This is a genomic window from Pseudoalteromonas sp. P1-8 (genome assembly GCF_001399985.1).
Lineage (GTDB): Bacteria > Pseudomonadota > Gammaproteobacteria > Enterobacterales > Alteromonadaceae > Pseudoalteromonas.
Genome location: NZ_LJSO01000007.1, coordinates 192,051 through 206,988, shown reverse-complemented (window position 1 = coordinate 206,988; position 14,938 = coordinate 192,051). Strand labels below are relative to the sequence as shown.

Sequence of the window (14,938 nt, the reverse complement as noted above, 5' to 3'; positions counted from 1 at the left end):
GGAACATAGTGTTAGCGTATGCTATTGAAAAAATTGCTAAGGAACGCACTATGAAAAACACACTGTTATTATCGAGTTTATTTATTTCGTCTATGGTAAGCGCCAATCCGTTATTAGGTAGCTGGCAATTTGTTGAAGGCAAATATGCAACCAATGACGGCTATGTGACGGCAAAAGCGCCAGAAATTACCTCTGTTAAACTGATTACACCCAGTCATTTTAGCTATATCACCCAAAAGCAAGGCAACTTTCATTATGCTGGTGGCGGCAAATATGTTTTGCAAGACCAGCAATTTATCGAAACTTTTTCCTATGGTAATGTTCCTTCACTACTTGGTAAGACCATGGCATTTGATTACAAAATAAAAGGTGACTTGTGGCACCACACCTTGTATGAAAATGGCAAATTAGTCGAAGCTGAGATCTGGCAACGAATTAAATAGAAGGTGATATGCGTTATATTAAGCACGAAGACTCACAGTTACATTTTGCGCAAACAGATAAACCAGCCCTAAAAGATAACGAAGTTCTTATTGCTGTTGCAGCAATCGGCGTTAATCGGGCAGATTGTTTACAGCGACAAGGTAAATATCCTGCGCCCAAAGGTGACAGTGAAATTCTAGGGTTAGAATGCGCCGGTACCATTGTTGAGCAAGGCAGTGCAGTATCGGGAGATTGGCTTAATAAACGCGTTTTTGCCTTGTGTGCGAGCGGTGCTTACAGCGAGTATGTTGCAGTTGATGCTGCACAAGTAATGCCGTTACCAGATGAAATGACAATGGCCCAAGGCGCTGCTATCAGTGAAGTATACTTAACGGCTTTTTCTGCCTTATTTCAATTTGGTCAGCTCAAAGCGGGGCAGACGGCACTGATCCATGCGGGAGCTAGTGGTGTCGGTGGGGCGGCAATTCAAATGTCAAAACGCGCAGGCGCTCAAGTGGTGATCAGCGCAGGTAGTGATGAAAAGTGTGAGCATGCCAAACAGCTTGGTGCAGATCACACCATTAATTATAAAACCACTGATTTTGTAGAGTACTTCAAAGCCAATAATTTACAGGCCAATACCATTGTTGATCCTGTCTCAGGAAGCTATTTAAATAAAAATGCTGCCGTTGCAGCAATGGATTGCCAAATTGTGATGTTAGCCTTTTTAGATGCGCGCTTTGCTGAGGTTGACTTTGCAAGGCTGCTTAGCAAACGTATTTCCTTTCATGCATCAACTTTGCGTAATCGTTCAATTGAGTTTAAACGTCATTTAAAAGAGCAGTTTATTTCGCGCTTTTATGATGACTTGGCCAACGGGCTGTTCGATTGCAATATCTATAAAACCTTAAATTGGCAAGAAGCGAATGAGGCTCACCGTATTTTAGATAACAACGAAAACTCGGGAAAAGTGGTGATGTTAGTTGAATAACATCAATTTGCCCATATTATTGGTTTTATTAGTAGTTAAAAGTAAAGGTTAATATGAACCCTATTATTGCAATGCTCAAAGAGCACAATGTAAGTGACGAGAAAGTGCGTGAGCTGTTTCAAGCGTTTATGGAAAACCCAATGATGGCAATGGGTCTAGTCCAACAGTTAGGTATCCCACCAGAAAAGCTTCAACAATTGATGGCATTAGTGATGACGCAGCCACACCTTATTAAAGAAGCGGCTGAATCAGTGGGTATCAGTGATGATGAAGTTGAGCAAGCCAAAGCGCAGTTCAAAAATCAGCAGTCATAAAATTAAATGATACGAATTTAAAAAAGGTTAGCTCTTTGGCTAACCTTTTTTGTTAATTACTGATACGAAAACACGTCGTCTAGTTTCTTATCAAACAGTTGAGCAATCTTAAAAGCCACCTCGAGCGAGGGTGAATATTTACCTTTTTCAATTGCTACTATAGTTTGCCTTGAAACGCCAACTGCCTCTGCCAATGCTTGCTGAGTCATTTCGTTGTGATGAAATCGAAGTTCCCGAATGGTATTACTGAGCTGTTTTGTCATCTAGCTGTCTCTTCGATATAAATACGCTTTGCTGGCAATAGTAATAATTTCACTGGCTAAAAAACCAATAATAAGAAAGTGCATAATATTATATAGATCAGAGACCTCAGGTAACAGCATGCGTCCAGATACGCGCTCAATTTGCGTCGCTAAAAATACACACATTAAGATAGTTGCAGAGCAGAACCAGTGACCAAGTTTGGTGCTTTTTAGCTCAATGAGCTTATCACGCTCATCATCCCCTAAGTCTGCTTCTTTGTGTTTAATGCCTGCAAGCACAGATTGCATAATGATCTCTAAGATCACCGCAACCACGACAACCTTATACAAATAAGACACCATAGTATCTTGGCTAAGATCACCTGCAGCTTGTAGTGAATTAATGCCTAACAGGTAATAGCTTAAAAGGCCTATGGTTACCACCAAGGTGCCCCACATTGTCATTTCTTTGTAGCTCATTTTCTTCCACCCCCATGTAAAAAATATTTGACTTGGTGTTAAGTAAACTACTCATTGCTCGGTATGTCAAATATTTTTAACACCATGTATGGTATTTTTATCATTGACGTATTTCGTTACATTTAGTTGAGAACTAATTCCTACCGCACAGACTCCTAATGAATCAAACAACAAATTAGGAACGAATATGAACTGGCTTTCAAAGGTATGGAAAAATAACCGCTCATTGATTTTATTTATCTGCTTGATGAGTGTGTTCAGAAGTGCAGTGGCTGATTGGTATGAAGTGCCAACAGGTTCTATGAATCCGACCATCATTGAAGGGGACCGTATTTTAACGGATAAAATGGCTTATGATCTGCGTGTGCCATTTAGTCATATTTCGCTAATGCGCACAGATGAGCCAAAAGCCGGTGATATTATTGTATTTGATTCTAAGGCTGCAAATAATCGCTTAATAAAGCGGGTTATTGGTGTGCCGGGCGATACAGTGACTTTAGTCGATAATAAATTGATCATTAACGGTAAAGCACTTGATTACGCATTAACTGATGATGAGCATGAGCAGCAAACACTGATTGAAAATCTTGCCGGTGTTCAGCACGCTATTGTGGTATCAAAAACGCCCTCGGTGATGCAGCATTTTGCCCCTGTCGTAATTCCAAAGGATATGTATCTAGCGATGGGTGATAACCGTGATAATAGTGCAGACTCACGAGTGATTGGTTTAGTGCCTCGCAGTGAGTTATTAGGCAAAGCTAAAAGAGTCATAGTGTCACTTGATTATGATGATTATTACTTACCTCGAAAAGAGCGAGTTTTACATGATTTGTACTTAGCACCCTAGATAAAAATCGTACAAAATTGGCAATTTATAATTTTATGTTTCAATATTAACGACATAAAAATAATAAGCCAAAAGGTAAAGTATGATAAATGATAAGTTTGCGAGATTAATTCGATCTTTTTTGTTACTCGTCTTTTCGATCAGTCTGGTTGCATGTGGTTCGAGCTCAAGAAACGAATCTACAAAAGTTGATGACACTAACAGCTCAACACCGGATACAGGTATTGAGCTTGTCGATAACAGTGGTAGTGCTGACTATCAAATTATTATTTATGGCAATAGCCATAGCGCTAGATTAGGGGATTTGCTTGAACAGCTTATTTCCAGTGAGTTAACCAATGCTCAAGTTTCAACTCTTACCGTCAGTGGTCGCTTTTTAGATGAGATAGTGAACACATCCGGCAATGTTGAAAAGCTGCAGCAAGCCAATTGGAGCCATGCTATTTTTCAAGGTCAAAAGTATTCTCAGTCTGGCTCTGTTAATTATTCTACAAGTGAGGCTGAGCGTTTAATTGCCAGTGCAAAAGAGCTGGAAATTACACCTATTTTGTTTCCTGAGCATCCGCAAAGAGGTGATGGCAAAGAAGGGGAGCTTGTCTATCAATTGCATTTGTCGATTAGCGAAAAAGAGGTAAGCTGTGTTGCACCAATCGGCTTAGTTTGGGACAAAGCAATCGCCGCATTACCGGAGCTTAATTTTTACAGTACAGATGGCAATCATGCTTCAGATGCAGGGCACTTACTGACCGCGATGACTTTTTATGAAGTCATAACAGGTGAGCTTGCAGATACCCTAGCTTACAATGCTGCTTTTGCTATTACCGAACAACAACACCAGCAGTTTGGGCAAATAATTACTCAAGTACTGACTGAGTATCCTGCATGCCCAAGCTCATAAGCTAACACCATTAATCTAAAGCATTCATTAAATACAAAAAACCGTTGTGTCTGAAACACAACGGTTTTTTATATCAACTAGTATTTATATTAGCTAGTAATTGTGTAATTACATTACACGCATGCCAGGCTCTGAGCCTTCATCTGGGTTAAGAATATAAATTTCTTTACCGCCAGGGCCTGCAGCTAATACCATGCCTTCAGACATACCGAAACGCATCTTACGAGGCTTAAGGTTCGCGACCATTACCGTTAGCTTGCCTTCAATGTCTTCTGGTGCATACGCCGATTTAATGCCTGCGAATACTTGGCGCGTTTCGCCACCTAAATCTAAAGTTAGTTTTAATAACTTATCAGCGCCTTCAACGTGTTCTGCTTTAGCAATTTTTGCTACGCGTAAATCAACTTTAGCAAAATCATCAAATTCGATTTCTGGGTTGATTGGCTCTTTTGCTAGTGGGCTGTTTGGATCAATCTTGTCTTTTTCAGCAACTAGGCTTTCTTTTGATTCTTCGATCATTTTATTTACTTTATCCATTTCAACACGCTGCATTAGCGGTTTGAACTTATTAATTGCGTGACCAACAAGCGCAGTTTGCGCGCCTTGCCATGTTAAATCGTCGTTTAAGAAAGCTTCAACGTTTGCAGCCATACCTGGAAGAACAGGTTTTAAGTAAGTGATAAGTACACGGAACATATTTAAGCCAAGTGAACAAACATCGTGTGTTTCTTGTTGTTTTGTTTCGTCTTTAATCAATACCCAAGGCGCTTTAGCGTCGATAAATTGGTTTGCTTTATCAGCAAGTGCCATGATTTCACGAATTGCACGGCTGTAATCACGGTTTTCATAGTGATTTGCGATGCTTGCAGAAGCTGCTTGGAACTCACCTAATAGTGCTTCGTCCATTACGGTGTCGCTAAGCTTACCGTCAAACTTCTTGGTGATGAAACTTGCACAACGGCTTGCGATATTAACTACTTTACCTACTAAGTCAGAGTTAACACGTAGTGCAAAGTCTTCAAGGTTTAAATCAAGGTCAGTAATACCGTTGTTTAATTTTGCCGCGTAGTAATAACGAAGATATTCAGGATCTAGGTTATCAAGGTAAGTACGCGCCTTAACAAAGGTGCCTTTTGATTTAGACATCTTCGCGCCATTCACAGTCACAAAACCATGGGCAAATACGTTTGTTGGCTTTCTGAATTTTGCGCCATCTAACATTGCCGGCCAGAATAGACTGTGGAAATAGATGATGTCTTTACCAATGAAGTGGTAAAGCTCTGCATCTGAGTCTTCGCTCCAAAATGCATCAAAATCAATCCCTTTTTTATCACACAGGTTTTTAAAGCTCGCCATGTAGCCAATAGGTGCGTCTAACCACACGTAGAAGTATTTACCTGGTGCACCTGGGATTTCAAAACCAAAGTAAGGTGCGTCACGGCTGATATCCCACTGCTGTAGGCCATCTGCAAACCACTCATCAAGCTTGTTCGCCATTTCTTGTTGAATCGTACCTGAGTGTAACCACTCTTTAAGCATGTCTTCAAAAGCAGGTAGGTCGAAGAAGTAATGCTCAGAATCTTTTAAGATTGGCTCAGCACCCGACATAACAGAGCGTGGGTTGATAAGCTCAGTTGGGCTGTAAGTTGCACCACAAGAATCACAGCTGTCACCGTTTTGATCTTCAGACTTACACGTTGGGCAAGTACCTGTTACAAAGCGATCTGGTAAGAAGATACCTTTCTCTGGGTCGAAAAGTTGAGAAATAGTGTGCTTTTTAATGTGACCCGCTTCATTTAAACGGTTGTAGATTAGCTCGCTGAAATGGCGGTTTTCTTCACTGTGCGTGCTGTGATAGTTATCAAATTCAATGTTGAAATCAGCAAAATCGCGTTGACGTTCAACACTCACGTTTTTAACCATCTCTTCTGGCGTGATCCCTTGCTTTTGCGCATTAAGCATAATTGGTGTGCCGTGAGCATCATCCGCGCAAACGTAATAGGTTTCATGACCTTGTTGTTTTTGGAAACGCGCCCAAATATCAGTTTGGATATATTCTAGTAAATGACCTAAGTGAGTCGGGCCATTGGCATAAGGTAATGCGCTAGTAATCAGGATCTTTCGCTGTGCCATAATCATTCCGAATTGAGATTAGTTCGATGCAAATATGCTCGAATATCATTATTTAATTCATTGTGAGTTGCTCATAGACAACTCAAAGCAATGATATTATCTAATTGTCTGGTTTTAATGCCTTGAATGTTACATAATTCCGCAGCACTTTTCATCAAAGAAACGCTAATTTATTGCTATGTTTGGACTGTCAAAACTATTCTCAAGTAAATCGGCTGAAAAAGCACCTATCATTGCAGCCTTAGCCGCCTACCGTAGTAGCGCATTTGCCATTGGTATTGAGCAAGATTGGCTCGAAGAGCTTAATCAAAACAGCGATAAAAGCTGGCAGGTAAAACTAAGCCTACCTTTTGCTGGCGTGGGCGAAATCACTGAGATTGAAAAATTTGTCGCTGATAAACTATCAGTGCCTGTGTCAATTAGTGCTAAAGTGAAATTACCTAGCACATATAGTTTTAAGCAAATTAAACATATTGTGCTCGTTGCTTCAGGTAAGGGCGGCGTAGGAAAGTCAACTACGGCGGTGAATCTTGCCTCGGCTTTAGAACAAGAGGGTGCCAAAGTGGGTATTCTCGATGCTGATATTTATGGCCCGTCTATTCCATTGCTTCTAGGTCTACAAGGGGCAGAGCCGAAAACAGCAGATAATAAAAATTTACTTCCTTTTGAAGCGCATAACCTCAAGGCGCAATCGATCGGCTTTTTAGTGCCAAGTGATGACGCGACCGTTTGGCGCGGACCAATGGCATCGGGAGCACTTAATCAGTTAATGAACGAAACCGCTTGGGGTGAGCTTGATTATCTAATTGTTGATATGCCTCCAGGTACGGGCGATATTCAATTAACTATTAGCCAAAAAGTGCCAGCCAGTGGTGCAGTGATCATTACCACGCCTCAAGATTTAGCGCTAGCCGATGCGCAAAAGGGCATTGCTATGTTCAATAAAGTGAACGTACCTGTGCTTGGTTTAATTGAAAACATGAGCTACTTCTTATGTGGTCATTGTGGTAAGCCTAATCATGTGTTTGGTAAAGATGGAGCCGTAAAATTAGCACATCGTCATGGTGTACCAGTGCTGGCTAATATTCCGCTGGCCATTGAAATTCGTGAAAGCTCGGAGCAGGGCGATTTAATTGCCACAGACAACGAGGCTCAAATAAGTGAAACCTACAAAACTGCAGCACGCGTGCTTGCTAGTAGCTTGTATTATCAACAGGCGCACACAAGCGCAGTTGAAATTGTCATTACTGAAGATTGATTGTTGCAAAGATTTTGTTAGTGGGTTTTTCTTGTTAACAAAATACAGATTGATTATTTTGTACTAAATTTTGCTATCTAACCCCACTTTTAGTCGCATATAGCCTGCATTTTCGTGAAATATGTCGAAAAACAAAGTTGCAGTAAATGTTAATATTTTATTGACGTTTTAATAACCGTGACATACTCTAATGAAAGCGCTTACATTGTTAGGTCTTTTTATTTGCCTGTCAATGTAAGCGCTTACAATTGACTGATTAAAACTATACTCTATATATATCAGTTGAGTACTAACAAACACATAATGTTAGGGTTCAATGCAATGAACAAATTCAAAACACACTTAACACAACTAGCAATGGCGCTTTCTGTAGTGACTTTAGCTGGCTGCGGTGGCTCTGCCACAGATACAAAAATAGATACTGTCGATCCAACTGAACCAGTTTCAGATTGGGTGATGGTTTGGGAAGATAACTTTGACGGCGATGCCATTGATGACAACAAATGGAATTTCGAAATAGACTGTGCAGGTGGCGGTAATAACGAAAAACAATGTTATACCGACAGTGAAGAAAACGCCTTTGTTGCAGACGGTATTCTTAATATCGTTGCATTGCCTGCAGAAGACGGTGCTGCAAAGCCTTATACATCTGCACGTATCAATACTCGCTACAAAGCCGATTTTAAATATGGCCGTTTTGAAGTAAGAGCAAAACTACCTAGCGGTCAAGGTTCTTGGCCGGCGTTTTGGATGATGCCAACCGACGAAGTTTACGGTGAGTGGCCTCGTTCAGGTGAAATCGACATTGTTGAGTCGGTGAACCTAAAAGTCGAAAATGATGATGGCTTCGAGTCAAATATCTACGGCACGTTACATTATGGTCAAGCGTGGCCAAATAACGACAGTAGTGGTCAAGCGTACACCTTCGCGCAAGATTCAAATCCAGCCGATGATTTTCATACTTATGCTATTGAATGGCAAGAGGGTGAAATTCGTTGGTACGTAGATGATTATTTATATGCGACACAGCGCCAGTCAGAATTACTTTATAACGCTGACGGTGAAGCACTGGCTCTTAAACATAAGGGTTGGTACACAGAGTACTTTGATCAAACAACTGGTGAGTTAACAACTTTCTGGGACGCTGCGCCATTTAACCAAGAGTTTTATTTAATCTTAAACTTTGCTGTTGGCGGTGATTGGCCTGAAAATGTTAATGCCCTTGGTATTGATGCAACTGCATTCGAAAATGGTCAAACTTTTGAAGTTGACTATGTACGTGTTTATGAATGTGCTCAAGATCCAGACACAGGTAAAGGCTGTGAAACAGTTCGCCCAGGTTATGACAATTTAGAAGATGCACTAGTCCAAGGCGCAGCTCCTGCTCCAACGCCACCAAGTGATGGCACTGTTACGCCGCTGACTATTTTTGATAGCAGTTTTAACCCTAACTGGCCTGCATGGGACTGTTGTGGTGGCACAACGCCAGGGTTAGTTGAAGATGAAGACCGTGGTAATGTGGTTGAATTTAGTGTGGGTGCGGAACCTACTGTAAATGGCTTTATTAGCCGTGATGCCTTTATTACCGATGAAAACGGTGAAGCGTCACCTTATGATGCCAGTGCAATGTTAGAAGACGGCTATGTGACTTTTGATATGCAAGTAACGTCTTTACCATCAACGCCAGACGCACCTTGGTTATTTAAAATCGAAAGTGATGAAGGCGCGACAGCCGTTGAGCTAAACCTAAGTGCAAGTACAGAAGGTGTTAGCCCAGTTGCCGGTGAATGGCAAACTTATACCTTCCCACTGCAAACATTAGCAGACGCAGGTTTAAATGTATCACTGATTGATGTAATCATGATTTTCCCTGCATGGGGTCAAGGTGAGGGTGCTGTTTACCGTGTTGATAATGTTGAAATTACCAATGGCGGCACAACAACATTACCTTCATTAACTTTATTCACTGATGAAACTAATCTTGATTGGCCGCTATGGGATTGTTGTGGTGGTTCAACACCTGTTGAAGTAGTCGACGACGAAGAACATGGTGTTACTGCAGAGTTCTCTATTGGTGCAACTCCTACGGTAATGGGCTTTATTAACCGTACTTCATCTGGTGGCAGTGGTACGCAGTTTGACGCATCAGCATTGGTTGATGACGGCATGCTGCAGTTTGAGATGAAGATCACCTCTTTATCATCAACACCAGATGCGCCTTGGCTATTAAAAGTTGAGTCTAATGAAGGTGCAACAGCAGTAGAAGTTAACCTTAACACAAGCTCAGAAGGTGTTGACCCTGTTGCTGGTGAATGGCAAACATACACGTTCCCAATCAGTACTTTATTAAACGCAGGTTTAGATGTAAGTGCTATTGATGTAATCATGATTTTCCCTGCTTGGGGTCAAGGTGAAGGTGCAGTTTACCGTGTCGACAATGCTCGCATTTATGCACCAGAGCAAGAATCGGCAGCATCAGAGCTGACGCTGTTTGCCGAAAACGTGGCTGATCAGTGGAGCATTTGGGATTGTTGTGCTGGTAGCACGCCAACAGTCGAAACTGACGATGAAACTCATGGCTCTGTGGCAGAGTTTCAAATTGGTTCTACCGCTACGGTAATGGGGTTTTTAGCTGATGATGGCGTGAGCTTTGATGCATCACACTTATTATCTGAAGGTGTGGTTCGTTTTGAGATGAAGATAGTTTCAAACGCCAGCGACCAAGATGCTCAGTGGTTATTCAAAATTGAATCAAACGATGCAGGTCAAGCTGTGGAGCTTGCGTTGAGTGCAAGCCAAGAAGGTGTCGAGCCTGTGGTTGGTGAGTGGCAAACCTATACTTATACACTTGCCGATTTACTAAGTGCAGGTCTTGATATTAGTGCAATCGACGTTGTTATGGTGTTCCCGTCATGGGGTATGGGTGAAGGTGCGGTTTACCGTATTGATAATGCAGTTATTGCAAACCCGTAATTAACATTGGCAACAAGTGATGGGTGCTGATTACAGCACCCAGTATCCATGACAACATATTGCAAAAGCAGGTATATCATGAAAAGCACAAAATTTATTAAAACACCTCTTGCAGCGTCAGTTGCGATGATTTTAACCGCAGGGCTAGGCACTATGTCTGCTTACGCACAGGATGAGCAAGAGAAAGCTGATAACGAAATTGAAGTTATCGAAGTTAAAGGTATTCGTGGCAGTCTGATCCGCGCCATGGATATGAAACGCGATGCAACAGGTGTTGTAGATGCGATTTCAGCAGAAGAGATGGGTAAATTCCCAGATACTAACTTAGCTGAATCATTACAGCGTATTACCGGTGTATCAGTGAGCCGTTCAAACGGCGAAGGTAGCGAAATTACGGTACGTGGTTTTGGTCCTGAGTTTAACCTAGTAATGTTGAATGGCCGTCAAATGCCAGGCACGGGTTATACACGTTCATACGCCCTTGAGAATATTGCCGCTGATGGTGTAAGTGCACTTGAAGTAGCGAAATCAGGTCAAGCTGATGTTCCAAGTGGTGGTCTAGGCGCTACTGTAAATATTATTACAACTCGCCCATTAAATAGCCCAGGCGAAAAGTTTAGCTCGTCTATTAAAGCTATTCATGACTCGTCAAATGAAAAAGGTGATGATTTAACGCCAGAGTTTTCAGCGATGTACAGCAATACCTATGCTGATGATACATTTGGTTTTGCGGCATCATTCTCTCATCAAGAACGTGATTTTCAACAGCAAAGTGCCAATATTCAAGGTTGGCAGGCCAATGTTGACTTACCAACCCTTGATGAAGGTGACTACATTGACCCACGTGCAGTAGATAGCGAAGGCAACCGTGTCGGTAATCATTTCTTCCCGAAAGACATGAACTACAGTATTGCTGATGTTGAACGTGAGCGTACTAATGGCCAAGTAACTTTACAGTACTCGCCAATTGAAAGCTTTACTGCAACGGTTGATTATACGGCAAGCCGCGCAATCACCGGTGTGAATACTGTTGGTTGGGGTATTTGGAACAACTTTAGTACAAACATTAATGGCTATGAGCTTGATGAGAATGGTACAGCGATTTATGCAGACATCAGTGGTGACGATGGTTCATTTACTGCAAGTCGCGCCACTACAGAAGTAAAAGCACGTTCAATTGGTTTAAACCTAGAATGGCAAATTAACGATGAGTGGGAAGTTGAGTTCGATTATCATGATTCGAAAAACGAAACAGATAATGGCGCAGATGATGGCTTAGGTTCTGATGGTCAAATCATTCTTGGCTCTGACCAGTTACAGAGCAAAGTATATGACTATCGCACTGGCGAAATTCCGCATGCCTACGTTAATTGGAACAATGGTACTACAGTACTAGACCCAAGTGAGATAGATTCGAACTTCAGTCAGTTTATTTACTCGCCAGGTGAGTCTAATGTTGAGCAAGCGCAGCTTCATGCAACCTGGTTCAACGAACGTTTTGAAATTCCACTTGTTAAAGTGAAATTCGGTGCTGCCAATACTAAGCAAACTATGGGTGGCTTTACGGCATGGAGTGGCTTGCGTGGTGGCCCAGGTTTTAACCCTTCATTCACAGAAATCTTCCCAGATGGCATGTTCACTTATAATGATACTGGCGACATGCTAGACCAGTTCGCTGGTGGTGGTAGTGCCCTTGAGCCTAATTACTACTACACCTATAGCTTTGAAGAAGCGTTAGCTCGTCAGCTTGCTTATTTAAATGAAGATTTATTGGGCGATAATCAGTATTCAATTGACCCATTCTTTGATGGTATCGACAGTGAAAGCTACGTAGAAGAGAAAACGCAAAGCTTCTATGTGAATAGCTTATGGGAGTTTGATGTAGCAGACTACTTTGTTCAAATCAACGCTGGTCTTCGTTATGAAGAGACCGATGTAACTAGTACTGTCCGTCAAAAAATTGAAAAACAAGTGAACTGGGTAGCCGCTTCAGAGTGGATCATGCAATACGAAACAGGTGGTACAGATAACTTTTATCAAGAAAAAGGTAATTACGATATTTGGTTACCGAATATCGACATAAAAGTTGAAATTACAGATGAGCTTATTGGTCGTGTTTCGTGGGGTAAAACCATGGCTCGTGCGCCGCTGGGTAATTTAGCTGGTGGTCGAAGCCTCACAGGTAGCCCGAAACCAGATGCACGTACTGGTGGTCAAGGCAATACTGACCTATTACCATTTGAGTCAACAAACCTCGATTTAACACTTGAATACTACTACGGTGAAGGTAGTTATGCATCGGTTGGCTACTTCAAAAAAGACGTAGATAACTTTATTTCAAACACGACACAACAGATTACCATTGATGGTTTACATGACATCTTAAATGGTCCGCGTTATCAAGAAGCTGTTGCATCTGTAGAAGCGCGTGGTGAGCAAGCGACAACCAATGCAATTTTCAATGAAATGCTGGCACTTGGTTATGGTAATGCCGATGGTATGATTGAGCCAACGAGTGCAGACCCACTTATAGTATGGGATATTACTCAACCACAAAATACCGATAGCAAATCAGTCGATGGTATTGAGCTTGCCGTACAACACATATTTGGTGAAAGTGGCTTTGGTTTAGGGATTAATGCCACATTTGTTGATGGCGATGTTGAATTTGATTCAAATGACCTCAACCCGCAGTTTCCATTAGAAGGTTTAAGTGATTCAGCGAACTTCCAAGCCTTCTATGATAAAGATGGCTTATCAGTAAAAGTGACTTACGCATGGCGTGATTCTTACTTAATTGGGGTAGGTCAATCGCAAGGCTCGGTTGATGCGCCGCCACAATTTGGCGATACCTACGGTCAATGGGACTTAAGTGTTAACTACGACATCAACGAAAACATGACTGTTTTCTTTGAAGGTATAAACCTTAACAACGAAACTGAGCGTGGCTACGGTCGTTACGAAGAGCAGTTCTTATTTGCTCGTCAATACGGACCACGTTACACAATCGGTGCCCGTTATAGCTTTTAATATGTGATCCCCAAAGGAACAAAAGCCGCTCAATGAGCGGCTTTTTTTATTAAAAACGTGATTTTCAAAAAGTGACAATTAATAACACGGGTTTAGAAAGGTTTCTTGCGAGAAAAGAAGTAACTCGAAAAATAGCAAAAAAAGGCAATGCCAGGATTGATTAATAAATTAGGCATAAACACAATATCGGTTTCACCGAAACAATAGAAGTAAAAGACAATAGTGAGTAATGAAGGCAGTGGGAAAAAGAACGTTTCGTTTGCAACTAAGCCAACCACCGACCAGCTAGTTAAAAGTAATGAACCGATAAAAACGAGAAAGCCATGCCATAAATCGTGCTTTTTAGCGTAATGTTTGGCAATTAAAATAGCGGCAACGCATGCTGGCAATGTTATTACGGATAAAATGACGTAATCCATAACAACTTATCCTCATTCTCCTTATAGTCGGGGCATTAAAACAAAACTCAGTACTTCAGATAAATCAGAAAACACTGATCTTATTACCTGAGATGGCTTATCTTATTTTGTTGAGAATTATTCGCGCAACACGCTGATGATTTGTGTAATATATGGCACACTATAGCCACCCAATTTGGCTTTACTGATACACACTCGATTTTTGTTGTGTTTCAACTAGAGCTTAGCGTGTTTTTTCAACTTAAAATCATATGTTTAAGTTGTATTAGGTAGAATAATAAATGAGATTATCAGATACCCATATTCAGCAGTATATTGACGAAGGCCGCATTGTTATTGAGCCTACACCGAGTAAAGAAATGATTTCAGGTGTGACGGTAGACTTGCGGTTGGGCAACAAGTTTCGAGTTTTCCAAGATCATACCGCAGCCTATGTTGACTTAAGTGGTCCAAAAGATCAGTTAAATAAGGCGATGGAATCAATCATGAGTGACGAAATTGTGCTGGCTGAAGAAGAAGCATTTTTCCTCCACCCAGGTGAACTGGCACTTGCTATCACCCATGAAAAAGTCACATTACCAGCAGATATTGTTGGTTGGTTAGATGGTCGTTCATCGTTAGCACGTCTTGGTTTGATGGTTCATGTTACAGCACATCGTATTGATCCGGGTTGGTCTGGTAATATCGTGTTAGAGTTTTATAACTCAGGCAAATTGCCACTGGCTTTACGCCCAATGATGAAAATTGGTGCTATGAGCTTTGAAACCATGACAAGCCCTGCAGAAAACCCATACAACGTTCGTAAAGACGCAAAATATAAAGATCAAAATTCGGCAGTAGCGAGCCGTATTAGTGATGACAATAAATAGCTCCAGTTTATGTGGCCTTAGTGCCACATAATATATTTCCGAACTTTTCACCCAATTTAGT

Annotated in this window: 13 protein-coding genes; 9 read left to right on the top strand and 4 right to left on the bottom strand. The window is 41.4% G+C overall.

The features are described from left to right. The first annotated feature begins 50 nt into the window (after positions 1 to 50). The 3 genes from AN213_RS11995 to AN213_RS11985 are packed head-to-tail and all read left to right on the top strand — an operon-like array spanning position 51 to position 1,728. Entirely contained in the window at positions 51 to 443 is a 393-nt protein-coding gene (locus tag AN213_RS11995) for a hypothetical protein (RefSeq protein WP_054561986.1), read from the top strand. Positions 444 to 451: 8 nt separating this feature from the next. Then, the gene (locus AN213_RS11990) at positions 452 to 1,414 is read left to right on the top strand and encodes a zinc-binding dehydrogenase (protein ID WP_055198720.1); all 963 of its coding nucleotides are present in this window, start codon (positions 452 to 454) and stop codon (positions 1,412 to 1,414) included. Positions 1,415 to 1,467: 53 nt separating this feature from the next. After that, positions 1,468 to 1,728 carry a DUF2999 family protein gene (locus AN213_RS11985; protein WP_054561248.1) on the top strand — a complete coding sequence of 87 codons (261 nt, stop codon included), beginning with the start codon at positions 1,468 to 1,470 and terminating at the stop codon, positions 1,726 to 1,728. A gap of 56 nt (positions 1,729 to 1,784) precedes the next feature. Here the strand turns inward: AN213_RS11985 and AN213_RS11980 are convergent, their stop codons facing one another. Then, entirely contained in the window at positions 1,785 to 1,991 is a 207-nt protein-coding gene (locus AN213_RS11980; RefSeq protein WP_054552938.1) for a helix-turn-helix transcriptional regulator, read from the bottom strand. Further along, positions 1,992 to 2,450 carry a hypothetical protein gene (locus AN213_RS11975; protein ID WP_055198719.1) on the bottom strand — a complete coding sequence of 153 codons (459 nt, stop codon included), beginning with the start codon at positions 2,448 to 2,450 and terminating at the stop codon, positions 1,992 to 1,994. 187 nt (positions 2,451 to 2,637) lie between these two features. Here AN213_RS11975 and lepB point away from each other — a divergent pair, with 187 nt between their 5' ends. Further along, positions 2,638 to 3,297 (top strand): signal peptidase I, encoded by a 660-nt coding sequence (gene lepB, locus AN213_RS11970; protein ID WP_055198718.1) that lies wholly within the window; start codon positions 2,638 to 2,640, stop codon positions 3,295 to 3,297. A gap of 82 nt (positions 3,298 to 3,379) precedes the next feature. Beyond that, positions 3,380 to 4,195 (top strand): hypothetical protein, encoded by an 816-nt coding sequence (locus tag AN213_RS11965; protein WP_055198717.1) that lies wholly within the window; start codon positions 3,380 to 3,382, stop codon positions 4,193 to 4,195. 108 nt (positions 4,196 to 4,303) lie between these two features. On the opposite strand, the gene metG is transcribed toward AN213_RS11965, so the two are convergent. Further along, positions 4,304 to 6,328: a methionine--tRNA ligase gene (gene metG, locus AN213_RS11960; protein ID WP_055198716.1), complete on the bottom strand. Its 2,025-nt coding sequence runs from the start codon at positions 6,326 to 6,328 to the stop codon at positions 4,304 to 4,306. A 178-nt stretch (positions 6,329 to 6,506) separates the two neighbouring features. Here metG and apbC point away from each other — a divergent pair, with 178 nt between their 5' ends. From apbC to AN213_RS11945, 3 genes are all read left to right on the top strand, one after another. Continuing rightward, positions 6,507 to 7,586: an iron-sulfur cluster carrier protein ApbC gene (gene apbC, locus AN213_RS11955; RefSeq protein WP_055198715.1), complete on the top strand. Its 1,080-nt coding sequence runs from the start codon at positions 6,507 to 6,509 to the stop codon at positions 7,584 to 7,586. A gap of 321 nt (positions 7,587 to 7,907) precedes the next feature. Then, the gene (locus AN213_RS11950) at positions 7,908 to 10,559 is read left to right on the top strand and encodes a glycoside hydrolase family 16 protein (RefSeq protein ID WP_055198714.1); all 2,652 of its coding nucleotides are present in this window, start codon (positions 7,908 to 7,910) and stop codon (positions 10,557 to 10,559) included. A 78-nt stretch (positions 10,560 to 10,637) separates the two neighbouring features. After that, positions 10,638 to 13,589 carry a TonB-dependent receptor gene (locus tag AN213_RS11945; protein ID WP_055198713.1) on the top strand — a complete coding sequence of 984 codons (2,952 nt, stop codon included), beginning with the start codon at positions 10,638 to 10,640 and terminating at the stop codon, positions 13,587 to 13,589. 92 nt (positions 13,590 to 13,681) lie between these two features. On the opposite strand, the gene AN213_RS11940 is transcribed toward AN213_RS11945, so the two are convergent. Further along, positions 13,682 to 14,008 (bottom strand): hypothetical protein, encoded by a 327-nt coding sequence (locus AN213_RS11940; protein WP_055198712.1) that lies wholly within the window; start codon positions 14,006 to 14,008, stop codon positions 13,682 to 13,684. Positions 14,009 to 14,289: 281 nt separating this feature from the next. Here AN213_RS11940 and dcd point away from each other — a divergent pair, with 281 nt between their 5' ends. Further along, positions 14,290 to 14,877: a dCTP deaminase gene (gene dcd / locus AN213_RS11935; protein ID WP_055021131.1), complete on the top strand. Its 588-nt coding sequence runs from the start codon at positions 14,290 to 14,292 to the stop codon at positions 14,875 to 14,877. The last annotated feature ends 61 nt before the right edge of the window (positions 14,878 to 14,938 follow it).